The sequence below is a fragment of the Phyllobacterium sp. T2-21 genome, from assembly GCF_055378485.1.
In genome coordinates this window covers 1,715,942-1,738,530 of record NZ_AP027912.1, presented here as the reverse complement: position 1 = coordinate 1,738,530, position 22,589 = coordinate 1,715,942, and the positions used below count along the sequence as shown (strand labels likewise).

The following is a 22,589-nucleotide window of genomic DNA, read 5'->3' as shown; positions in this document are numbered from 1 at the left end:
AAAAACGTTTAAAACCGGCGCTCCGGATGAAAAACACCATCGCGCAAATCCGGTGAGAGAGCCGGGACTGTTTCAAACCGCGGCGATGTCAATCCAGCAGGCCTTCCAGTCCCTTCTGCGTCTTTGTCGCCGTGAACTGCTGAATGTCATAGGTCGCGAGTTTCTTCACCCAGAACGGATCTTCAGCCAGAATGGCGCGCAGCGCCTCCTCGCTCTCGCTCTTCGCCAGAATCACCCCGCCGGTGCGCGGCACCTTGCGACCCGAGGCGAGAAAAGTTCCGCTGGCATAATGGCGGTCGAGAAAGGCAATGTGCGCGGGAACGGCTGCATCGAGCGCGTCGAGCGGCGCGATATAATTCAGCGAAACGATGTACATGGGAGAGCTCCGGCGGGGATGATCGTACCCCTGTCATATACACGTGCGAGCCCTCGGACAAAACCGGTGCGGCGTCAAAAAGCGGTGATCACGGGCGATTGCAAAACCGTGCGTCGCGGTTAACCTGCGCCCGTCCCAACAGCCCGCTGGAGAAAGCGCCCATGAAACGTCTCGTCCTTGCCGCAACCGCCGCCCTTCTCGCCCTCACCGCAGCACTGCCCGCCCGCGCCTTCGATCCGCAGAATGCCGAGCGCATCAAAACCCTCGTCGACACCGGTATGCAGTATTACTGGTCGGGCGGCGACGTCAAAAAGGCGGGAGCCGAGATTTTCAAGGGCATCACCCTGCATGGCCGCTACGACGTGGTGGAACAATCCTTCACCGAGGCGTCGAAGCTGGCGCCGGAGCAGCTGAATTTCCGCTTTGCCGTCGCCTCCTCGCAGATCCTGCAGAAGAAGGTGAGCGAGGCGCGCACCACCTATCAGGACATTCTGGCCAAGGACCAGACCTCATTCGAGGCGCAGGCATGGATCGAGGCGCTGGCCCATGTCGGCAACGATGAAACAGGCGCCGCGCTGGCGCATCAGGCGCTGGCCGGGCTCGACCGCGACAGGGCCGAAGCCTATCGCCAGCGCTTCGTGCGCGCCGAACAGATCATCGCGGACAAGCCCAATGCCGATGTGCCGGTATTGACCGGCAAGGTGATGATCGTGGCGCTCGGCTATGCGCTGGCCAAGGATGGCACGATGGAAAAGCCGCTACTCGACCGGCTCGATGTGACGCTGAAGGCGGCGCAGGCCAACCCGGCGGCGCGCGTCATGGTCACCGGCGGCCAGCCGCAGGCGGGTGTCACCGAGGGCGATCTGATGACCAAGTGGCTGGTGGAAAAGGGCGTCGACCGCGACCGGATCCTGATCGAGGACAAATCCAAGGACACGGTCGGCAATGTGCTGAATGTCGCCAACCTCCTGAAGCGGCACACGGCGGACAGCGTCATTCTGGTGACCAGTTCCAGCCATATGCGCCGCGCGCGGACCCTGCTGGAAGATGCGCTGAAGCAGTATGGCATCGGCGCCAATGTCGTGCCAGTCGTGGCGCTCGATGCACCGTCGCTGGACGAAGCGGCCAAGGTTTCGGCCGATGAGCGGCTGGTGATCTATCGCGACCTGATGCGCGTGTCGGGCCTGTGGGCCTATCCCGGCCTGCAGCAGTAACGGCCTCGTCGGGCCAACAGCCAGCGGCAGGCCACTTGCGCAGCCTGCCGCTCTGTTCAAACCACGGCTCAGAACCTTACCGTCAGATCGGCTTTGACCGCGTTGTCGTTGACACCGGCAGAGAACTGGCCGGTATAGGTGAGGCCGAGTGTGGTGGCCTTGCCGATATCGAAGGCGAGGCCGGCTTCCACCAGCGCCGCATCGGCGGCAACCGGCAGGCCGCTGACATCGAAGCTTTCGCCGCCGCTGGCAAAGGCGAACTGCGCCTGCGGCGTGACATCGCCATAGGCATGCCGCCAGCCGGCCATGCCGCGCGCCGTCAGCGTCGTGGCATTGCCGAGGGTGAAGGCGCGCGATGCCCTGAGCCCGAGTGTCGTCGTCGTCAGGTCCGTGCTGGATGACGGCGCCGACAGGGCGGCAATGCCGCCGGTCTCAGTAAAGCCATCGGTCTTCAGGTGGGTATAGGCTGCCGCGGCGAAGGGTTCGAGCGCCGCATAGGGCGTCTCGATGCGGTAGGCGGCCTCGCCGAAGAGTTGCACCGTGTTGGCGCTGTAACCGGCGGTGTCCGTCTCCTCCAGCGTGCCGAAGGCGACCGTGCGGCGCGTATCGATCACGTGATGCGCCAGGATGGTGCCGAGGCTCAAGGTCAGCGCATCGATTTTCGTGCCGCCATAGATGCCAACTTGATAGCTGTCGGCGGAGACGGAGGAACCCGCCCCATGCAGCGAGGTCGAGCCATAACCGGCAAGCACGCCCAGCCGCCATGTCCCGGCAATCAGGGCATCGACGCCGGTGACGATGCCGCCGGTGTTTCTGCTGTAGGCGGCCGCATTGCCATCGCTGGCGCCATGGCTCCAGCCGCCATAGGCCTGTCCCCACAAAGCGGTGGTTGCAGCGACTGGTACCGGTGTTGCCGCATCAAACGCCTCACCGGCATTCCGCTTGTCCTTGGCCTCCGGGCCATAGGCGAGCGGCGTTGCAACCGGCGCGGCTTTGGCGGCGACACCGTCAAAGGCGGCACGCACCCGCTCGCTCGCCGCCCCGCTGACCAGCCCGGCATCCTGCAACAGCGTGCCGCGCAACGAGGCATGCGCCTCGCCCGACAGGCTGTCATAGGCGAGCACTTCGCCCTTTTGCGAGAACAGCACGGTCTGCAACAAACGGTTGCCGAGACCAAGCTGCATCACCGCACGGCCGGTGCTCTTTTGATTTGGCGTGACCGCATCGACCAGAACAAGATTTTTGATCTGCTCCTCCCGCAGTTGCAGCTTCAGGCGCTCGGCTTCCAGCTGTGTCTGCTCGGCCTTCAGGCGATCAGCCTCTGCCTGCTTCTGCTTTAACTCGTCGGCAAGTTTCTGTTCTTTCTCGGTCCTAGCCGTTTCTGTCAGATCAAAACCCACGCTCACCGTCTTGTCGGTATAGGCAAGCGAGGGCGTGATGTAGTTGTAATTGGGTTCGATCTTTTCAAACCGCCCTGTCACGCCTTTTTCGGCGGTCAGGATGACAAAGCTCTTCTGGAACAGGTTTTTGACCTGCTGTTGGCTTAGTTTTTCGAACTTATTTGTCTTCGTGTCCAAATCTTCCGCACGCACTTCGACCGTACCGCCGTCAAGAGTTGCCTGCCCCTGCACCACCAGCTTGCCGGACCGCACGCCATCATTGGCGACCAGCACGGTGAAAAAGCTGTCCTTGTCGAAGGTCACATTGCCTGTCGCGGTCAGGGCGGCAAACTTGTCAGCGCGCGTACCAGGAACGATCTGGCCACCCGCATGCACCAGCACATTGCCGACACGACCGTTGCCATAGAGCTGGGCATTCCCGCTGAGCGTAATGTCGCCCGCGATGCCGCCGATATAAACAAACGCGGCGGCATCGGTGGTTGAATTGCCGCCATTCAAAACAATATCACCGGCCTTGCCGTCAGGATGGATGTTCAACCAGCCGCCATTGTTGACCGTGCTCTTGCCGGTGATTTCACCGCCAGTCACGACGTTCAACAAGCCGCCCGCGTTGACGGTGACCGTGCCAGCCGTTGCCTTGTCTTTGACTTGCAAATAACCGCCCAGATCGACTGTGCCATGGTCGAGCCTGCTCCCCTCACCAAAGATAAAAGCAGTACCGCCGACGCCGCCCAAGCCCGTTGCTGAATCCCACGCCTTGACGCCCTCGACGGTGAGGTCTTTTACCAAGCCACCATTATAGACATCCAGCCTGCCGCCATTGCGGACAGTGACCGTGCCAGCCGTTGCCTTGTTGATGACTGCCAGCCCGCCGCCCAGATCGACCGTGCCATGGTCGAGCCTGCTCCCCTCACCATCGATAAACGCTAAACCGCCGATGCCGCCCAAGCCCGTTGTTGCATCCCACGCCTTGACGCCCTCGACGGTGAGGTCTTTCACCAAGCCACCGTTATAGACATCCAGCCTGCCGCCATTGCGGACAGTTACCGTGCCAGCCGTTGCCTTGTTGACGACTGCCAGCCCGCCGCCATTGCGGACAGTGACCGTGCCAGCCGTTGCCTTGTCTTTGACTGCCAGCTTGCCACCCAGATCAACCGTGCCGTGGTCGAGCCTGCTCCCCTCACCGGAGATATACGCAACACCGCCGATGCCGCCCAAGCCCGTTACTACATCCCACGCCTTGACGCCCTCGACGGTGAGGTCTTTCACCAAGCCGCTATTATAGACATCCAGCTTGCCGCCGTTGCGGACGGTGACCGTGTCAGTCGTTGCCTTGTTGCCGACTGCCAGCTTGCCGCCCAGATCGACTGTGCCATGGTCGAGCCTGCTCCCCTCGCCGACGATAAACGCAAAACCGCCGATGCCGCCCAAGCCCGTTGTTGCATCCCACGCTTTGACGCCCTCGACGGTGAGGTCTTTCACCAAGCCACCATTCAAGACATCCAGCTTGCCGCCGTTGCGGACAGTGACTGCGCCAGCCGATGCCTTGTTCACGATGCGCAAAAAGCCGCCCAGATCGGCCGTGCCGCTTTCGAGCCTGCTCCCTTCGCCGGAGATATTCGCAACACCGCCGATGCCGCCCAAGCCCGTTACTACATCCCACTCCTTGATGCCCTTGATGGTGAGGTCTTTCACTGTGCCACCATTGAAGACATCCAGCCAGCCACCATTGCGGACAGTGACCGTGCCAGCCGTTGCCTTGTTGCCGACTATCAGATCGCCACCCAGATCGACCGTGCCGTGGTCGAGCCTGCTCCCTTCGCCGGAGATATTCGCAACACCGCCGATGCCGCCCAAGCCCGTTACTACATCCCACGCCCTGACGCCCTCGACGGTGAGGTCTTTCACTAAGGCACCATTGGTGACATCCAGCCTACCGCCATTGTTGGCGGTGATTGTGTCAGCCGCTGCCTTGTTGACGACTGCCAGCTTGCCGCCCAGATCAACCGAACCGCTATCGAGATGGCTCTCCACGTCGGAGATAAACGCAACGCCGCCGACGCCGCCATCCCCAGATGCATCCCACGCTTTGTCACCTTGAACGAGGACATCTTTCACCAAACCACCAGCCCAGGCATTCAGTGTACCGCCGTTTTCGACGGTGAAGCTTTCGTCTTTGTCACCGGGGGTGGCTACTCTGGTCTCGCCGCTTTTGACCGTGATCCGCGTGGCTTTGGGGGCATCAGTTTTTTCTGCCGGGGCCGGTGCCTCCCCGGCCGCTGGATCGGGCTTGGTCGCCTCCGGTGCTGACGCAACGATTTCCGTGACTGGCTTTGCTGGTGCTGGCGGGAGCGGGCTTGATGCATCGACCTCCTTCGGCACGGTGGAGACTGCTTCGGGAACCGCCTGCGATGGGGTGCTTGCCATTGGTTGTGCGCCTGATACCGTCTCAAGGTCCTCCGCCCATGCCATCCCCCCGGTACCGGCCAAAAGTATCGCGGTGCAGACGCTGCACAGGAGATGGTTGCGGAAAGTGAAAAGAAAATTTGGACGTGCGGGTGCAACCGCAGCTGTGGCGTGAAAAATCATAAAATATAGCTCCCAATATACTGTTGGCTAAAATAAAATGCCGTCAAAAAAACGAATCAATACAATACTTACTGGCGCCTATTGATTCAGAACAAAGCTGGAAGCGCAAGAGCACAACCTGAGTGACCAGGCTTTTTCTACCCTGTGTGGCAAAAAAACAATAATTTACGTATTGTTGGTTGTATTAAGTGGCAGCCTGACTGCAACCACCAGTAGTTTCTGATGGAAGAGCACACCAAACAGCTGAACGCGTCACGGTTGAGAACAATGCCGGGATTCGAACATCAGGGGTGAGCGGGTGCACCAGCGCGGCGCAATATTCCCATCCGCAGCGGCCATATGGGCTGCGCCGAATGTCCCGACGCGCCTTTAACCCGGCTGGGGTGTCGGGTCGAAAAACCGGTGGCCCGGCTTGTCCGTGTCACGCGGGCGGGCGGCCAGCGCCGGGCGCTCATAGCGCACGCCGGGAAAAATCATGATCTGCGCGGTTGCCGGCCGCTTCGTCTCGGTGGTGGTGCGGCGCCGCGAGGCGCTGCCTGGAAAGGCAATGACAAACCCCATTTCATCCATCCGTTCGGCTCGTTGATCTCCTTGATACGCAAACGCTCATGCTGGTCTTGGCATCCGGCCAAAGCGCCGGACAACCTGGCTGCCTTGCTCCCCGTTTCCGGGGTGCGGACCGGTCCCGGTCCGCTCGCGCGCGATCATTTCGCGCATAATTTCATTAGACACCCGCAGGGTTAACGGATTGCTAACGCTTCATGGCTCATTTTAGGCATAGTTTGGCGTTGCGCGTGATCGAGTGGAGTGTGTTCGTGAAGTATCCTGAGTTTCGGGCACTTGAAGACCGCAATGGCGGCAGCAAGGCTGACGATCTCCTGACCGCATCGATCACCGCCTTCTGCTGCGTCGCAAGACCGGCAAAGAGCGATGCCCAGCAGCTGGAGGATCTCGCCGTTCCGCTGCTCGCCCTCGCCTCGCCGCGCGTGCGCCGCCATGCCGCCGCTGCCCTTTCCGAAATGCCGCATGCGCCCAAACGCCTGATCCTGGCGCTCGCCGAGGATGATGTGGATATCTCCGCGCCGCTGCTCCTGCGCTCGCCGGTGCTCAAGCCCGGCGATCTCATCGGCCTGATCCAGCGCAGGGGTATCGGCCATGCCCGCGTCATCGCCCGGCGCACGGTGGAGGACGCGGCGCTGCTGCAGACCCTGCGTCATTTTCACGACCCGGCCATTGACCGCGCCCTGGCGCTGCAGAGCGGATTGCCCGCCCATGAGGAGAATGAAGCCTTGGACCGTGCCGAACCCGAATCGCCGCGCCTGCGCGAAACCCGCGAGGCGCTGCGCGCTTTAATGCGCGCATCCGATGCCGGCCATTCCACCGATCAGGCCCTGGCCGACCGGCTGATCGATGCCGCCCTGCTCGACGAAACCCATACGTTCCGCGCCGCCTTCACCACGGCGCTCGATCTCGACGGTGAAACCGCCGAACGCATCATCGGCCACGGGCTCAATGCCGAACTGACCATCGCGCTCGCCGCGCTCGGACTTTCGGCGGAAGCGGCGCATCTGGTGCTGACCGGCCTGTTCGGCCTCGTGCACAAGGATCTGCATTCGCTGCGCCTGTTCGTGCAGTCCTACCGCCAGATCGACCAGGACAAGGCGCAGGCAACGATCCAGCGCTGGAAGACCGAGGAAAACTCGCAGAAGCTGCGGCAGAAACTGCGGGAAATGGCGGCGGATTTCGAACGCGGCGGCACGGCGCCCGGCCCGGCCAAGCGCCGGGTGTCGTAACAACCGCCCGTCCGTGGTCAGTCGCGGGCGAGCGGAAACAGGTCGCCGCGCTCGCCGCGATAATCCTCGATCTCGACGATCCACAGATCCCGGTCCCAGCGCTTCTGCTTGTCCAGCGCCGCATCCGCCTCGGCTTCAGCCACCCCTGATTGCAGCAGGGTGAACTGCCGTTCGTCCGGCTTGGTCTCGTCATAGACCATCTGCGGCGCCGGGCCGAACAGGTCGTAGCTGCCGTCGGCATTGCGGAACTTGATGAAGATCGCCCCGGCTTCCGCCGCGCCCTTATGGCCAAGCGCGGCGAAGGCACCGCTGCCGTTGATGCGGCGCACCAGCGCGGAAACCCAGAATTCCGATGTCAGACGCATATGCCGTAACCGCCCATGCCCAGCCTCATCAGTTGATCAGGCCGATTTCCTGCATCTTGGCCAGCAGTTTCGCATCGGGCTCGCCGGTGACCGGCAGCTTGAACAGGTTCTGGAATTCCCGGATGGCGGTCTTGGTGCTGGCGCCGACCTTGCCGTCGATCTCCACCTTGTCGTTGCCGAAGGCGCGCAGGCCCGCCTGGATGCGGACGATTTCCGCCGGGGCGAGGCTGCTGCCCGCGGGCGGCTGGGCGGTGCCCGCCGTCAGCTTGTCGGCCGGGGTGGCCGACACGGTCTGGACGGTGGCTTTTTCGGCGGAGTGGCCGGGCTTGGCGGCCGGGATCGCAATGCTGGCGGTGGTGTCGCTGGCGCTGCCGACGGCGGGCTGGGCCGTCTCGATGCCCATGTCGGCCGAAGCCTTGCGGTAGGCCTCGATGGCGGCGCGGGTGCCCTTGCCGGCGAGGCCATCCACCGCGCCGTTGTAGAAGCCGAGCGACAGCAGTTTCTGCTGCATCTTCGCCACTTCCGGATCGCCGCCGGGTGCCAGCACGGGCGTGCCGCCATTGCCGGCGGCATTGTTGATCGCCGCAGCGACCGGATCAGGATTGCCCTGCGGCACGGGAACCGAATTGACCTTGCGCACCGGCGCATCGACGGCGCTCTGCTTCTGCGGTGTGCCGAATACGCCGCCATCGTGCTTGATCGGCTTGAACACCAGTTCCGGCCGGGTGCGGAAAAACACGCCGTCATGCACCTGCGGCTGATACCACAGCGCATTGGCGGAGATGAAGCCGAGGGTCACCAGAAAGGCCGTCGCGCCGCCGGTGATCGTCGGGTTGCGGGCAATCAGCCCGCCTGCCCCGATGGCGATACGGGCCATATGGCCGCGCTTCGGCGCGCGGCGCTTCCTGCTGTCAGGCCGATTTGCGGGCTTGCGCATGCGAACCTCCCTCACTGTCGCCGTCGGCCCGGAATTCAACGATATTGACCGGTTCCGCCGGAACCGGCTCGATCCGCGGACCGGCGAGTGGAATGAGAACATTCACCACCGTGCCCTCACTGGGACGGCTGCGGATGTCCATCTGACCGCCATGCAGGCCGATCAGGCCCTTGACGGTGGCAAGGCCAAGGCCGGTGCCTTCGTGCCTGCGCGTGTAATCGTTCTGCACCTGGCGGAACGGCTGGCCGAGCGTCAGCAGATCCGCCTCGGCAATGCCGATGCCGGTATCGCTGACGGAGAAGGCCAGCATGTCGCCATGCAGCCCGGCGTCGATGGTGACCACGCCGCCGCTCTCGGTGAACTTGACCGCATTGGACACCAGGTTGATCAGCACCTGCTGGATGGCGCGCTGGTCGGCAACAACAGTGCCGATGTTGCGGCTGACGCGGTCGCACAGCGTCACGTTCTTCTGCGAGGCCTGATGCGCCATCATGTCATGCACCATGGTCACCGCATCCTTGAAGGCGAAGGGCTCGGCCATGATCGGGTAGGTTCCGGCCTCGATCTTGGATACGTCGAGGATGGCATTGACCACGGAAAGCAGATGCGTGCCGGACTGATGCACCAGCTCGACATATTCGCGCTGGCGCGCATCGGGCAGCTTGCCGCAGATTTCCTGCAGCAGCACATCGGAGAAGCCGATGATGGAATTGAGCGGAGTGCGCAGCTCATGGCTGACCGAGGCCAGGAAGCGGCCCTTGGTCACCTCGGCTGTCTCGACCTGGGTGCGCGCGGCATCGAGCGCAAAGCGGTCGGCGACTGCGCCGGAAATATCCGTTGCCACAACGACGAAACCATTGTCCCGGCTCTGCGGCACGCCCGAAAGGCGATAGGTGGCAAAGCGCACGGTATGCGCCGGTTTCGCCGCATCGCCCGGTGCAACGCAGCGCAGCTTTATCTCCGCCGCCGTGGCGGCCGTACCGCTGCGCAAATCCGACAGGAACGCCAGGAAATGCACGCGGTCCGAGACGTGCACGCGGTCGACCAGCGCCGTGCCGATCAGCAGGCTGCGGGCCACGCCGAAATGCTCCTGCGCCTTGCAGGACAATGCGGTGATCATGCCGTCGCGGCCAAGCCCGATCACCACGCCGTCAACGGCGCTCTCCAGATCGGCGACACGGTCGTCGCGGCGCGCTTCCTGACCGCGCGCCACCAGCGCACCGGCGGAACGGACCAGCAGCGTTGCCCCGTAAGCGAGCGCGGCAAGCAGGGAGAATGCCGTCAGCGTGACGTTGCCGCCCATCCACACGGACACGCCGAGGAGAACGGCAAGCACCGCCGCGGCAATGCCGCCGGAGAGGACAAGCGCCTTTTGCGAGCGCATGACGAACCAGGCTTCGAGCGGGATCGCCGCGCCCATGATCCAGAGCAGGAGATTGGCGGACGGCGCCATGACGGCGATCAGCGCGATGGCAGCGCCGTAGGACGCCAGCGCAGCCAGACCCAGCCGCGTGCTGTTGCGAACCAGCGAGAGCGTTCCGCAGAAAATCATCGGCAGGGCAAAAACACCGACACCGAGGCTGAGCATGCCACCGGCTTCACTGAACAGGGAGTGGCTGGCGGCCAGCGCAACGGCGAGCAGGAACGGCATGGCGAGGAAGGCACCGGCCATGCGGGCGTCCCTGTCGCGTTCGGCTGCGCCGGCAACAGATGTGCTTACCCAGCGTTTGCAATGGCGCCGGTAGGCATCAGCAATTCTGGGCAGTGTGACGGAATGAATCGGCACCAGTTTTTTCCTGCTATCCGGACGGTCCGGCCGGGGCCGGATGCGTCACGGTCATTTCAATGTCGCCGTTAACTTTTGCAGACGAGGCTTTAAGGAAAGGATAAAACCGGGGACGCAGATGTCCCGCACAACCGGTTTCAGCCGAATGTGCGGGGGCTTTTCAATGCATGGTAAATGAAGGGTTTCGGGTTGCCGCCGATTTGCCAATCGAATCGCAAAACCGGCATTTCGGGCTCCAAGATTTCTTAATCCTTGGTTTCTATGATCGCTCAAATGCAAAACCGCGTCTCAACCGGTTTTTGCCTTGTCTGTGGCAATGTCTCGGCATGGGCTGCTCCTGGGAAGCGGTTCCGGTGTTGGCAGAGGATATCTGAAATGTTCTTCCTGATCAGGTTTGCGATCAAGTTCTGCTTCTGGATGTTTTTGATTTCGCTGTTCATTCCAGTGGACTCAAAGGACAATCCGCAAGGGACGGCCCAGCCCGGCCCGCTCGAGGCTTTCTTTGCCGCACGCGAAACCATCAGCGATCTCAGCCAGTTCTGCACGCGCAATCCCAATGCCTGCGAAACCGGCAAGGCGGCCCTGAACAATGCGGGCGTTCGCGCCGGCGAAGTGGCCAAGGTCGGTTATCAGTATCTCGATACGCAGCTGGGCGCCAAGACCAACGGCGCCGATGCGGCCGTTGCCGCCGCCCATGGGGACACCGCCGATGCCGCCACTGCCACGGACAAGAGCGATCTGATCAAGGCCAAGCTGCGCGAGATGGCGATGCGCGAAATTCTGGAAGCGGCCATCCGCCAGCGCGAACAGGCCAATGCCGTCGACGGCAAGACAACGGGCACAATCGCAAAGAAGTAGCCTGCGCGACAGGAAAAACGATGACGTACGGCTTTCGCATCACTATATGTGCCACATCACATGCGAGACTGGACCTATGGCACAGACAATTGACGACATCATCGCGGATTTCGACTTCCTGGACGATTGGGAAGACCGCTACCGCTATGTCATCGATCTCGGCCGCGAATTGAAGCCCTATCCGGATGCCGCCCGCGATGCGGCGCATAAGGTCAATGGCTGCGTCAGCCAGGTCTGGCTGAAGAGCACGCCGAGCGACGGTGCCGATCCGGTCATCGATTTCCTCGGCGATTCCGATGCGCATATCGTGCGCGGCCTCGTCGCCATCATGATGGTGCTCTATTCCGGCAGGAAGGCGTCGGAAATCCTCGCCATCGATCCGGAAGCCATCCTGAAGAAGCTGGGCCTGAACGAAAACCTGACGCCGCAGCGCTCCAACGGCCTGCGCTCGATGGTCGCCCGCATCCGCAACGAGGCACAGGCTGCCCTCGGATCAGCCAGCGCCACGCAGCACTGAGGACACGCCCTGACAGTGGGATTTTCATCGGGGCATTCCCGCCAATGCGTGGCGCGTGGTTCGACAAGCTCACCATGAGGGACGTTGAGGGCGGCAGGGAGCTACTTTCTGCAACATCTGCAAGTGGCATTGCAGCCCACCTTTCTCCCTCATGGTGAGCTTGTCGAACCACGCACAACAAGGCTGCTACCGCGCAAGTGTGGGGCGGTAATCCCCGGTTCCCCAGTGAATAATGCGCGGATTGCGCCGGGCGGGCGATGGCGGGCAGTAATGCCTGTCCAATGCCGCCAGCGCCGTCTTGAGGATGAGCTTGGCGGAACGGACCGGCCACTGCCGTTCCCGCTCGACACTCTCGAGGCCCTTGAGAAAGCAGCAGACATCCACCAGCACGCCGGACAGTTCCGGCCCGACCGCATCCAGCGCCCGCTCGACCCGCTGCCGTGCCGCCAGTACGGCATCGGTGATTTCCAGGACACCATTGCCGGATCGGCGGCTGGCACCGCTTCCCACGGCACTCCAGTTGACGCCAAGCGGCGGCATGAAATTGCCGAGCGTATAATCGTTGCGCAATTGCTCCCCGGCCTTGAAGGCGGCCTCGCTGATCAGCGGGGCGCCGGATGAATCCCTGCGCCGGCGCAACAGGCCGAGCGGCGATTCCGCTTCGTTGCGCCGGACCCTTGCCGCGCCGGGCCGGACGTCCGGCACCGCCAGCGTTTCAAGGCGATGCTGGGCGGCGAAGGCATCGGCCCCGCCATCCAGCCGGCGCAGAAACGCCCTGCCCGCATCGGTGATGATGAGCATGCCGTCAGTGGAGCGCGCCAGTCCTTCGCGCAGGACATGGTCAAGCACCGCCGTTCCGATGGAAATCGCGCCGCCCCCTGCACTTTCCAGCGTCATCTTGCCATTGCCTGCAGTTGCAGGTTCCGCGGCAGCCTTGGCCAGAAAGCACAACACCCGGCGTACGCCGGCACCGCTTTTGCCCCGGACGCTCATTGGCGCACCATGCCGCTGCGCAGGAACGCCGCCCGCAGAATGTTTTCAAGAGTCTGCACAACCCGGTCGAACTCCGGCTCGTCGCGCATATCCTCGATCAGATGACAGGCATGGTTGACCGTGCTGCGGTCGCGCCCGAAGGCACGCCCGACCTCCGTCATGGTCAGCGACAGCGTGACATGCGCCACATACATGCCGATCTGCCGGACGCGGGCCACCGACCGCTCGCAACGGGAATGCGCGCGCAGTTCGCGGCCGCTGACATTGAAGAAGCTGGCGAGAATGTCGATGACGCAGTCGCAGACATGAAAAAGACGGCCGTCCGGCGGTTCACCCCCATCCGGGGCAACGGGCTCTGCCCGCTTCGATTTCGGACGCGCTTGACGGAGGATCTCAATCATCGCCCGCGCCTCGGCGGCAGAGCGGATCAGATGGGGGAAATTCTCGGACATGCTCGCTCCACTTCATATATAGGAATATCTTCTTATATTATTCCCAGCAAGACCGTGGATAAGTTTTCCCGCGCACAAACATCATGTCGTTGTTTTCATGGATTCTTTTCTGAACCCGCTCACGCAATCTAGGACTTTTGTCCTACATTCCTCAAAGCAAGGCAAAGTGTGTCCATCTACCATCGAGGACGGAAACATGGTTCAGAGCGAATGGACGAAGCAGAGGGCGGCATTCCTGGCTGCGAGGGACGCGCAGCGCAGCATGGCGCGGCAACGCCTGGCGCTGCAAATCCTCTGCGGCGAAGATCTTGACGCGGTGATCGCGCTTGGTGCGGCCGAGAAGCAGACCTATTGCAGGCGATTAAAGCGTTTGATTGAACGAGAGAGGATCAAGGGCGGCAAGGGGCACTGGAGCTACGACCTCAATCGTCATATCGGTCTCAAGCAAGCCCTGGATACTTTGCTGAAATCCATGAGGGGCTAAAGTCCATGAGGGGCTGAAATCCGTGCCGTCGCCCGCGCGCGGAAAATGGAGCCCGGACAACAAAACGGCGCCCGAAGGCGCCGTCTTGCAAATAGTCTGAACCGCTTGCTGTCAAGCAGCCTTCTTGCGCTTGCGGCCGAGGCCCATGTTCTTGGCCAGACGCGAGCGCGCAGCAGCGTAATTGGGTGCAACCATCGGATAGGAGGCATCCAAATCCCACTTTTCGCGGTACTGCTCAGGCGTCAGACCGTAATGGGTCATCAGATGACGCTTCAAAGACTTGAACTTCTTGCCGTCTTCGAGGCAGACAATGTAGTCATCCGCAACGGATTTCTTCGGGTTGATTGCAGGCTTTGGCTTTTCCTGAATCGCGACGACTGCTTCTGCACCACTGCCGACCCGACCAAGAGCAGCGTGGACATCAGCGATAAGCGCGGGAAGATCGCCAGATGGCACTGAATTGTTGCTTACGTAAGCAGCAACCAATTCAGCGGTCAGTTCCAGGAGAACGTCTCCAGCAGCTGTATTTGAATTGTCGAATGTTGTCATCAAAGTCCAAATCCTTCATCTAATTTGAAAAGTTGGTATTACACGGGAAAGCAAGCAGTATAAATCTGCAAATATCAGAAACCCTGACACTGATGACGACACTGTATTCAGGATGGAGCTCTAATTGTCAAATCAATACTTCACCTAAAAAAGAAATATTTGTAATTTTTCCTTGATATTGAATTTACTGCGAACCTGGCGCTGATTGGACCAGGAAAGCTAAAATCCCGCTACACATATGATAACATAAATGTTCACACGTGAACATCCGCACAACACCACTAAGACCAAAAATGGCAAAAATGAGGAACCAATCCGCATTTCACAAGCATTCTATAACAACGGAGGCCGCTCAGTGCAGTGCCAGACCTACTTTAGTGCAACATGAGACAATATTAAGTAATTCTGTTTTTGATCAAAAAGACAAATTACGTGGAAATATGCGCGAAAAATCCTGCTCGAGAGCCCCGATCAGCGGCCGAACGGGTGTAAAACCGGCAAAAGATGCGACTTTCGTCACCGGATTGGCGACGGGCGCGGGAGCGCGGCAATAGTGTTGCAGGCGGCGCGCCACAGTATTCGCAGATGAACCGGCGGATCTCGTCTATCGGCACGCCCGGAGCACGGCGCTGTTCCGGACAGGCAGGATTGACGAATCCTTCGCAGATGTGATTGTCATCGTGTTCTCCGGCAAAGTGCGACATTGTTCCGTTGCAAAGTCATCAGCCTGTTCCATCCACTGTACTGAGAGTATTTCATGACCAAAACATCACGTTTCACCTCTCTTCCCGCCCCGCAATCCGCCAAACACCCGGTATCGGACACGCGCCACGGCATAACCCGTGTCGACAACTATGCGTGGATGCGCGCCGACAACTGGCAGGACGTGTTCAAGGATCCGTCCGTGCTCGATCCGGCCATCCGCAGCCACCTGGAAGCGGAAAACACCTATCAAACCGCGCTGATGGCCGACACGAAGGCGCTGCAGAGCACCCTGTTCGACGAGATGAAGGGGCGGATCAAGGAAGACGATTCCTCGGTCCCCTCCAAGGACGGCCCCTTTGCCTATGGCACGTCCTACAAGACCGGCGGCCAGCATCCGCGCTTCTTCCGCATACCGCGCGACGGCGGCGCCGAGACGATGCTGCTGGACGGCGACCTGGAAGGCGAAGGCAAGGCCTATTTCAGCCTGGCTTCCGCCGATCATTCGCCGGATCACGCCAAAATGATCTGGGGTTTCGATGACAAGGGATCCGAGTTCTACACATTGCGGGTGCGCGATCTGACGACGCTGGCCGACGCAACCGATGTGGTCACGGAAACATCGGGCGACGGCGTGTGGAATGCCCAGTCAACCGGCTTTTACTACACCAAGGTGGATGCCAACCATCGCCCGTCGCGCCTGTTCTACCACGTGCTCGGCCAGCCGGAGAGCGCGGACCGCCTGATCCATGAGGAAATGGATCCCGGCTTTTTCATGGGCGTCAGCGGCAGCGCGCTCGATGATTTCATCTTCATCGATTGTCACGATCACGAAACGTCGGAAGTCTGGCTGCTCGATGCCAGGGATGCCGCGTCCGAACCCCGCCTTGTCGCCGCGCGCCAGTCCGGCGTGGAATACAGCATGACCGAAGGCGGCGATGTCTTCTACATCCTCACCAACATCGACGGTGCCAAGGATTTCAAGATCATGCGCACGCCGGTCACCGCGCCGGAACCGGCCAACTGGACCGAGGTGGTGGCGCACAAGCCGGGACGCCTGCTGCTCGGCCATGGCGCCTACAGGGATTATCTGGTCTGGCTGGAGCGGGAAAACGGCCTGCCGCGCATCATGATCCACAACCGCCACACGGGCGAGGAACACGCCATCGCCTTTGACGAGGAAGCGTTTTCCCTCGGCCTGCAGGGAAGCCCCGAATATGACAGCGAGGTCATCCGCTTCTCCTACTCCTCCATGACCACGCCATCGCAGCTCTACGATTATAATATGCGCACGCGCGAGCGCACGCTGCTGAAAACCCAGGAAGTCCCCTCCGGCCACAACCCGGACGACTATGTCACGCGGCGGCTGCTGGCTCCGGCGGCGGACGGCGAAACCGTGCCGGTTTCCATCGTCTATCACCGCGATACGAAACTGGATGGTTCCGCACCCTGCCTGCTCTACGGCTATGGTTCCTACGGCTCGACCATGTCGGCAAGTTTCAGCACCACGCGCCTGTCGCTCGTCGATCGCGGTTTCATCTACGCCCTCGCCCATATTCGCGGCGGCAAGGACAAGGGCTATGCCTGGTATGAGAACGGCAAGCGCCTGCACAAGAAGAACACGTTCAGCGATTTCATCGCGGTCGCCCGCCATCTCGTGGCGGAAGGCTTTACCAATCCGCAAGGCACCATTGCCCATGGCGGCTCGGCCGGCGGCCTGCTGATGGGCGCGGTTGCCAACATGGCGCCGGAGGCGTTTGGCGGCATCATCGCCGAAGTGCCCTTTGTCGACGTCATCAACACGATGCTGGACGATACCTTGCCGCTCACCCCGCCCGAATGGACCGAATGGGGCAATCCGATCACCTCGCCGACGGACTATGCCTACATGGCGTCCTATTCGCCCTACGACAATGTCCGGGCACAGGCCTATCCGCCGGTTCTGGCGGTCGCCGGGCTGACCGATCCGCGCGTCACCTACTGGGAACCGGCCAAATGGGTGGCCAAATTGCGCGAGCTCAAGACCGACGATCATCCCGTGCTGTTCCGCGTCAACATGGATGCCGGGCATGCGGGCGCCTCCGGCCGCTTCTCCCATCTGGAGGAAGTCGCCTATGTCTATGCCTATGCCCTCAAGCTCGTGAACAAGACCGCCGCCTGATCACAGGCACCTCATCCCCGCCGCCCGTTGACACCAGCGGGCGGCCGATGCACTGGGTAGCTGGAAATATCAGCGCGGCATTTCCCGCGAGTGTACCCCTATCGCAAGATCAGTTTTGACCTGTCATCCGGGTCGGTATCGATAAGGCGCTCTGTCTTTACTGCCAGGATATAAGCCGGAATCTTGAAGACAATTTCCATATTTCCCAAAATTGCCAGAGCGTGCTCCGGCAGTTTCCGCCTCTTATATGCCGCCAGATCGATACCGGGGCCGACATGTCGCCATAGCCCCGGCGGATTGGCTTGGCGAAAGCTGCAGGCATCGGCCCAGTCGAAGGAAACGATCCAGCTTTCGCCCGGCCGCGTTCGCTCGATTTCTGCAGCAAAATCGCGCGCCAGTTGCAAGGCACGGACAGAAACCCGGACCGAGCCCGGCCCGGCAAGCTCCCAAGCATGGGGCGCATCGTCAAAAAATCGCGTTGCCATCGACGAAATCCTCAAAACGGTCTCAGGAACTGCGGTGGTTTTAACTTCTCGTGAAAGCACTCAAGGGATAATATTCCTATTTCTTGCTCTCGTCGTCAATTCGACTTTGGTCGCGCAGATGTGTTCGCCCGTGCACCGCGTCACGGTTACACGTGCTGCGGTTTCGGCTATAAAGGCACAAAGCGCTTGTGGGGAAGCAATGTCAGACTTGGTTCACTGCGGAGGTTTATGATGAAACGAAGCGCTCTTGTCCTGATGCTCGGCGTGGCGTTCGCCGCCCAACCCCTGCTTTCGGTTCTGGATACAACCGGGGTGCAGGCAGCGGTTCGCAAGAATGTCAGCGAATTTGCCGGGCAGCGCTGCAACAACCCGCCGCGCGGATCGGGCGTGATCGTCGGCCGCTATTCCGGCACGACCGACAATCCGATCATTTCCATGGGCAGCGACAATGTGCCGGTTTCCGACTTTCGCTGCTTCCGCACGATGGAAGAATGCCGCGGCTGGCTCTACACCATGCGCAGCAAATATGTCGACGGGAATTCCGTGCTGATCGGGTGCAACAGGCGCTGAGTTCAGGCCGCGCCGCTGATCCGCTTCATCGTTGCTTCCAGACTGTCCTCGGCAAAACCGGCGGCCATCGCCTGCATCGCCTCGCCCGCAGCCGTCGCGGCCCGTTCCCACATCAGGGCTTCGTAAGCCCGCACAGCCGTGTTCCGGTCCTCGTCCCCGGTCAAGGCATCGGCGAGATCGGCGGCATCGCGCAGCGCCAGATTGCCGCCCTCGCCCGCCGGTGGCATGACATGCGCCGCATCGCCGATCAGCGTCACTCCAGCACGGCTCTGCCAGCGGTGCCCGACGGGCAGCGCGCAAATCGGCCAGGGCCGCACCGTGTCCTTTGCCGATTCTATGAGCTGCAGCAGACTGCCGTCCCAGCCGGCAAACTGCGCGGCAAGGCTTGCCTTCGTCGCCTCGAACCCCGGCGTCTCCTCGCCTCGCAGCGCCGCATAGACGCGGATATGCGCATTGGCGTTGCGCTGCGCGAAGATCGACTTGCCGTCGCCCTTGGCAATCATCGTGCCGCGTCCGACCAGCGCCGCGATATCGGGATGGCGCGTGTCGGCATCGTCGATCGCAAGTTCATAGAGGGTCAGTCCGATATGCCGGGGCTTTTCGTCCGACACCAGTGCACGCACCCTTGACCCGACGCCGTCAGCTCCGACAACGAAATCATGCCGGGCGACGGAACCGTTTTCGAAATGCAGTTCGAACGTGCCGTCATTGCACCCCAGGGCTTCCGTCAAACGGCAGCCCCAGCGAACGCTGTCTGCCGGAATGGACCGCAAAAGCAGGTCTCTCAATTGGCTGCGGTCAATCTCCGGGCGGTCCCCGTCGGAGGCATCGTCCTTGTACACAAGCAGGCCGTGCTTGTCATAAAGCCGCGTGCCCTGGTCTTCGTAGCGCGCAAAATGCTGAAACTCGGCAAACAGCCCAGCTTGCTTCATGGCATACTGCCCGGTTGCGGGATGCAGGTCGAGCATGCCGCCCTGCCCGCGATGCACGGCCGATTCATCCCGCTCATAAACGGTGAAGGCGACGCCCTTCAGATACAACATACGCGCGAGCAACAGCCCGCCTGGGCCACCGCCGACAATGGCGATCCCTGAATTCTTTGACATGTTCATCATCTCACTGGTAGATTGCATAGGGTCCTATTATCATATCATAGGGTCCTATGCAAGGAGAATCGCCATGCCCGGCCCGGACCCGAGACAAACCCCATCTTTCCTCATCAAGCAGGCAGCGCGAGAGCTGATGCGCAGAGGCGAGGAGCGGCTGCGGCCGCTTGGTCTCGGCGCGGCCTATCTCCCGGTTCTGGTGGCGGTGAAGAATGGCGAAGCATCGACGCAGGCCGATCTGGCCCGGCTGCTGCAGGTGGAACAGCCGTCCATGGCCCAGGCGCTGGCCCGGATGGAACGGGACGGCTTCATTCAGCGCAAGCCCGATCCGGCCCATCGGCGGAGCCAGATCATCGAGCTCACCGCGCTCGCCTTCGAGCGCCTGCCGCAGGCTTATGTGGCGCTGAACGAGGGCAACATCCTGGCCATGACGGGTTTTTCCGCCGGCGAGACGGCGCAGTTCGTGGCCTTTCTCAATCGCGTCAATGCCAATCTGCGCAATGAGGATAGCAAGTCCTGATTCCCCCGAATGGGCGGCTCAGGCGGGCCTGCCCTTCCAGACGATGTCGCTGACGTTGAGTTTTTTGGGAATGATCTTCAACGCATAGAACTCATCCGCCAGCGCCTGCTGATAGGCGACAACCTCCGGGGTGACGGCTCCGACATTCCCCAGCTGGGCACCGTCGCGAGTCAGCGTGACCCTCTGGATATCCTCAGGCACGCCGGTGATTTTCGACAGGGCGGCGACGGTTTCGTCCAGATTGTCCTGCGCCGCCCGGCCAACCCGCGCCAGTTCGTCCAGCACATCGCTCAGGATGTCGCCATGGGCGGCGGCGAAATCGCCATTGCTGAGGAAATACGACCAGCTGTCGACGATTCCCCGGCCCGTTGCCAGAACACGGGTTCCGGGACGTTTTTCGGCAACCGCCAGATAGGGGTCCCAGATCGACCACGCATCGATCTGGCCGGAGGAAAAGGCCGCCGCCGCATCCGGCGGCGACAGGTCCGACGCCGTGATGTCGTTCACCGACAGGCCCGCCGTGCGCAGCGCCTTGACCGTAAAATTGTGTGCGCTCGAGCCGCGCTTGAAGGCAACGCGCTTGCCCTTGAGATCGGCAAGACTGTTGATCGGCGAATCCCTGCGCACCAGAATGGCCGATCCGTCCGGCGAGCCCTTGTAGGTGCCGGCATAGACCAGATTGCCGCCCGCGGCCTGCGCAAAGAGCGGCGGCACATCGCCGGTCGGACCGAAATCGACCGCACCGGCACCCAGCGCCTCGAGCAGCGGCGGACCGGAGGAGAATTCGGCCCAGCTCACGGCGATGCCGCGCGCTGCCAAGCGTTTCTCCAGCGCGCCCGTCCCTTTGGCCAGGGCGAGGACACCATTCTTCTGCCAGCCGATGCGCAGTATTTTCGGCGGCACCGTAGCGGCCGCCCGGACGGTCAACGGCACGAGCGCAGTTACGGCCGCCGCCCCGATCAGCGAAAGAGTCTGTCTGCGTGTAACCATCGATGCCATCCTTTCCATCTCCTGCGGGCTGCCACGGGCAGACACCTCACACGCAAGGATGGGGTAAACGCGGAACCGGATCGACGTCATAAATATTGAACAATAGGCGGGATCGAGAAAATCATGCCCCGCCAGGCCGGATGAAGTGAAATCGTTTGGCCGAAAGGCAATCCCGGCGGCGTGCGTTCAGGGTTTTGGGAACCCCCGGGGATGGGCAGGAATGGCTTTCAGGTAAGCCGCGATCGCCGCCCGGTCGGCCGGCTCCAGATGCGCCGTGTTCAGCACGACATCGGTCATCGACCCGCCGAGCGAGTCGAAATCGGGCGTAAACCCGCTTTCCAGGGCATAGGCGATGACCTTTTCCGACCAGCTGTCGATACCGCCCTCGCCGCCCGTGATGTTGGGAACGACACCCTTGCCCTCGGGTGCCTTTGCGCCGGCCAGCCAGCGGCTCTTGTCCAGCCCGCCAATGGCGTTGCGCGGTGTGTGGCATTCACCGCAATGGCCGGGGCCTTCCACCAGATACTGGCCGCGCTTGATCGCATCCGTGGCATCGGCGATCGTGAGAACCGGATCGGATGTCAGATAGAGCCATTTCCACAGCCCCAATCCCCGGCGAACGGTGAAGGGGAAACGCAGCCGGTGAGCCGCCGCGACATTGTCCGACGGCGGCAGCGTTTTCAGGTAGGCATAGAGATCGGCGATATCCTGCACCCGCATGCGCGCATAGGAGGTGTAGGGAAAGGCGGGATAATAGTGCCTTCCATCCGGCGATACCCCGGCGAGCATGGCATTGGCCAGGTCTTCGAACGACCAGGTGCCAATGCCCTTGCCGGAGGGAGAAATATTGGGGGTAACGAAGGTACCGAACGGCGTGACCAGCTCATGGCCGCCTGCCAGCACCAGACGCGCATCGCCTCTGGCGCCCGGCGCGGCATGGCAGGAGGCGCAGCCCCCTGCCCAGAATACCCGTTCGCCGCGCTTGGCATCACCGGGAGCCGCGGCGGCAAGCCGTGCCGGATCAACCCGCGACGGTGCCGACAGCAACCAGAATCCGGCGCCCCCGGCCAGGGCAGCCACAATGACGAGCAGCAGCAGCTTGCGGATCATTGTGCCTCCCCCGCCTGTCCGGTCAGTTCTTCTTGACGCGGAAGGTCTGATGGCAGGCGCCGCAATTCTGCGAGACTTGCGCGAAGACAAGCTTGAAGCTGTCAAGGTCCTGCGGTTTGGCGGCAGCCGCCGCTGCGGCATCGGCCTTGTACTTGTTGACAGCCGCGACGAAGCCCGCATTGTCTTCCCAGATTTTCGGCGAAGCGGTGGTTTCGCCGCCGGTGTCGCTGCCGGCCGGAAACAGCGCTGCCGGATCGATCTTCTGCGCATCCTCGTTCAGCCTGCTGAGAGCCGCCAGCACCGCAGCCGCATCAAACGGCTTTTCGCCTTTGGCAATCGGGACGATACTGCCGATGGTCTTGCCCTGATCCTTCATAATCGCCTGCCGGTCCGCAATCGGATCAGCGCCTGCGGCAGCCGAAAACACTGCCATGGCCAGCAAAGGCGCCGCAGCGAATGCAATCAGTCTCTTCATGGATGTCTCCAACTCTCGTGGCTTCAAGAACATGTGGCTTCAAGGGTTTTCAGGGGCATTCTCGGGTCCGAACCCTACAGTAAACATCCCGGATTGCACCCGCCCCATACGATCACATTTTCGTATGACAGAGGTTGGTTCGCATACGAAAAACCCC

22 protein-coding genes are annotated in these 22,589 nt (G+C 61.7%); 8 read left to right on the top strand and 14 right to left on the bottom strand.

Translation table 11 applies throughout. From position 1 onward, the window contains the following. Positions 1 to 88 precede the first annotated feature (88 nt). Complete coding sequence (locus ACZ5FP_RS08675) at positions 89 to 376, bottom strand: YciI family protein (RefSeq protein WP_464663049.1); 288 nt, start codon at positions 374 to 376, stop codon at positions 89 to 91. Between the two features lie 161 nt (positions 377 to 537). Here ACZ5FP_RS08675 and ACZ5FP_RS08670 point away from each other — a divergent pair, with 161 nt between their 5' ends. After that, positions 538 to 1,590, top strand: a complete 1,053-nt coding sequence (locus ACZ5FP_RS08670) for a YdcF family protein (protein WP_464663048.1) — start codon at positions 538 to 540, stop codon at positions 1,588 to 1,590. A 68-nt stretch (positions 1,591 to 1,658) separates the two neighbouring features. On the opposite strand, the gene ACZ5FP_RS08665 is transcribed toward ACZ5FP_RS08670, so the two are convergent. Both ACZ5FP_RS08665 and ACZ5FP_RS08660 read right to left on the bottom strand, forming a co-directional pair. Further along, complete coding sequence (locus ACZ5FP_RS08665; RefSeq protein WP_464663047.1) at positions 1,659 to 5,417, bottom strand: autotransporter domain-containing protein; 3,759 nt, start codon at positions 5,415 to 5,417, stop codon at positions 1,659 to 1,661. A 531-nt stretch (positions 5,418 to 5,948) separates the two neighbouring features. Beyond that, complete coding sequence (locus tag ACZ5FP_RS08660) at positions 5,949 to 6,140, bottom strand: hypothetical protein (protein ID WP_464663046.1); 192 nt, start codon at positions 6,138 to 6,140, stop codon at positions 5,949 to 5,951. A gap of 254 nt (positions 6,141 to 6,394) precedes the next feature. Here ACZ5FP_RS08660 and ACZ5FP_RS08655 point away from each other — a divergent pair, with 254 nt between their 5' ends. Then, on the top strand, positions 6,395 to 7,372 hold the full coding sequence (locus ACZ5FP_RS08655) for a DUF2336 domain-containing protein (protein ID WP_464663045.1): 978 nt from the start codon (positions 6,395 to 6,397) through the stop codon (positions 7,370 to 7,372). Positions 7,373 to 7,389: 17 nt separating this feature from the next. Here the strand turns inward: ACZ5FP_RS08655 and ACZ5FP_RS08650 are convergent, their stop codons facing one another. Genes ACZ5FP_RS08650 through ACZ5FP_RS08640 form a run of 3 tightly spaced genes read right to left on the bottom strand, consistent with a single transcriptional unit; the run spans position 7,390 to position 10,460 of the window. Continuing rightward, positions 7,390 to 7,737 carry a DUF1491 family protein gene (locus tag ACZ5FP_RS08650; protein ID WP_464663044.1) on the bottom strand — a complete coding sequence of 116 codons (348 nt, stop codon included), beginning with the start codon at positions 7,735 to 7,737 and terminating at the stop codon, positions 7,390 to 7,392. A 28-nt stretch (positions 7,738 to 7,765) separates the two neighbouring features. Continuing rightward, a complete protein-coding gene (locus ACZ5FP_RS08645; protein WP_403170896.1) occupies positions 7,766 to 8,674 on the bottom strand; it encodes a peptidoglycan-binding domain-containing protein in 909 nt (302 codons plus the stop codon). After that, positions 8,649 to 10,460: a sensor histidine kinase gene (locus tag ACZ5FP_RS08640; protein ID WP_464663043.1), complete on the bottom strand. Its 1,812-nt coding sequence runs from the start codon at positions 10,458 to 10,460 to the stop codon at positions 8,649 to 8,651. Before ACZ5FP_RS08640 ends, ACZ5FP_RS08645 begins: the two co-directional genes overlap by 26 nt. A 375-nt stretch (positions 10,461 to 10,835) precedes the next feature. Here ACZ5FP_RS08640 and ACZ5FP_RS08635 point away from each other — a divergent pair, with 375 nt between their 5' ends. Together ACZ5FP_RS08635 and ACZ5FP_RS08630 are read left to right on the top strand one after the other, a co-directional pair. Then, complete coding sequence (locus ACZ5FP_RS08635) at positions 10,836 to 11,318, top strand: DUF5330 domain-containing protein (protein WP_464663042.1); 483 nt, start codon at positions 10,836 to 10,838, stop codon at positions 11,316 to 11,318. A gap of 76 nt (positions 11,319 to 11,394) precedes the next feature. Further along, positions 11,395 to 11,835 (top strand): SufE family protein, encoded by a 441-nt coding sequence (locus ACZ5FP_RS08630; RefSeq protein ID WP_346307912.1) that lies wholly within the window; start codon positions 11,395 to 11,397, stop codon positions 11,833 to 11,835. Between the two features lie 186 nt (positions 11,836 to 12,021). On the opposite strand, the gene ACZ5FP_RS08625 is transcribed toward ACZ5FP_RS08630, so the two are convergent. Next, on the bottom strand, positions 12,022 to 12,828 hold the full coding sequence (locus ACZ5FP_RS08625) for a DUF6456 domain-containing protein (protein ID WP_464663041.1): 807 nt from the start codon (positions 12,826 to 12,828) through the stop codon (positions 12,022 to 12,024). Further along, entirely contained in the window at positions 12,825 to 13,280 is a 456-nt protein-coding gene (locus ACZ5FP_RS08620) for a helix-turn-helix domain-containing protein (protein WP_464663040.1), read from the bottom strand. The genes ACZ5FP_RS08625 and ACZ5FP_RS08620 overlap by 4 nt, the downstream gene beginning before the upstream one ends. A gap of 196 nt (positions 13,281 to 13,476) precedes the next feature. Here ACZ5FP_RS08620 and ACZ5FP_RS08615 point away from each other — a divergent pair, with 196 nt between their 5' ends. Further along, the gene (locus ACZ5FP_RS08615; protein ID WP_464663039.1) at positions 13,477 to 13,764 is read left to right on the top strand and encodes a cytoplasmic protein; all 288 of its coding nucleotides are present in this window, start codon (positions 13,477 to 13,479) and stop codon (positions 13,762 to 13,764) included. 111 nt (positions 13,765 to 13,875) lie between these two features. On the opposite strand, the gene ACZ5FP_RS08610 is transcribed toward ACZ5FP_RS08615, so the two are convergent. Continuing rightward, positions 13,876 to 14,313, bottom strand: a complete 438-nt coding sequence (locus ACZ5FP_RS08610; RefSeq protein ID WP_091880604.1) for a Ros/MucR family transcriptional regulator — start codon at positions 14,311 to 14,313, stop codon at positions 13,876 to 13,878. Between the two features lie 757 nt (positions 14,314 to 15,070). Between ACZ5FP_RS08610 and ACZ5FP_RS08605 the strand changes: the two genes are divergently transcribed. Further along, positions 15,071 to 17,176, top strand: coding sequence for a S9 family peptidase (locus tag ACZ5FP_RS08605; RefSeq protein WP_464663038.1), 2,106 nt, complete (start codon positions 15,071 to 15,073; stop codon positions 17,174 to 17,176). A gap of 98 nt (positions 17,177 to 17,274) precedes the next feature. On the opposite strand, the gene ACZ5FP_RS08600 is transcribed toward ACZ5FP_RS08605, so the two are convergent. Then, a complete protein-coding gene (locus ACZ5FP_RS08600; RefSeq protein WP_464663037.1) occupies positions 17,275 to 17,721 on the bottom strand; it encodes a hypothetical protein in 447 nt (148 codons plus the stop codon). A 168-nt stretch (positions 17,722 to 17,889) separates the two neighbouring features. Here ACZ5FP_RS08600 and ACZ5FP_RS08595 point away from each other — a divergent pair, with 168 nt between their 5' ends. Continuing rightward, the gene (locus ACZ5FP_RS08595) at positions 17,890 to 18,231 is read left to right on the top strand and encodes a metallophosphoesterase (RefSeq protein ID WP_426206184.1); all 342 of its coding nucleotides are present in this window, start codon (positions 17,890 to 17,892) and stop codon (positions 18,229 to 18,231) included. Between the two features lie 2 nt (positions 18,232 to 18,233). Here the strand turns inward: ACZ5FP_RS08595 and ACZ5FP_RS08590 are convergent, their stop codons facing one another. Next, the gene (locus ACZ5FP_RS08590; protein ID WP_464663036.1) at positions 18,234 to 19,337 is read right to left on the bottom strand and encodes an FAD-dependent oxidoreductase; all 1,104 of its coding nucleotides are present in this window, start codon (positions 19,335 to 19,337) and stop codon (positions 18,234 to 18,236) included. Positions 19,338 to 19,410: 73 nt separating this feature from the next. On the opposite strand from ACZ5FP_RS08590, the gene ACZ5FP_RS08585 reads away from it, so the two are divergent. Continuing rightward, the gene (locus ACZ5FP_RS08585; RefSeq protein ID WP_464663035.1) at positions 19,411 to 19,857 is read left to right on the top strand and encodes a MarR family winged helix-turn-helix transcriptional regulator; all 447 of its coding nucleotides are present in this window, start codon (positions 19,411 to 19,413) and stop codon (positions 19,855 to 19,857) included. Between the two features lie 18 nt (positions 19,858 to 19,875). Here the strand turns inward: ACZ5FP_RS08585 and ACZ5FP_RS08580 are convergent, their stop codons facing one another. The 3 genes from ACZ5FP_RS08580 to ACZ5FP_RS08570 form a co-directional block, all read right to left on the bottom strand. Continuing rightward, the gene (locus ACZ5FP_RS08580; RefSeq protein ID WP_464663034.1) at positions 19,876 to 20,847 is read right to left on the bottom strand and encodes an aliphatic sulfonate ABC transporter substrate-binding protein; all 972 of its coding nucleotides are present in this window, start codon (positions 20,845 to 20,847) and stop codon (positions 19,876 to 19,878) included. 186 nt (positions 20,848 to 21,033) lie between these two features. Continuing rightward, positions 21,034 to 21,957, bottom strand: coding sequence for a cytochrome c (locus ACZ5FP_RS08575; protein WP_464663033.1), 924 nt, complete (start codon positions 21,955 to 21,957; stop codon positions 21,034 to 21,036). A 22-nt stretch (positions 21,958 to 21,979) separates the two neighbouring features. After that, positions 21,980 to 22,432 carry a c-type cytochrome gene (locus ACZ5FP_RS08570; protein ID WP_464663032.1) on the bottom strand — a complete coding sequence of 151 codons (453 nt, stop codon included), beginning with the start codon at positions 22,430 to 22,432 and terminating at the stop codon, positions 21,980 to 21,982. Positions 22,433 to 22,589 lie beyond the last annotated feature (157 nt).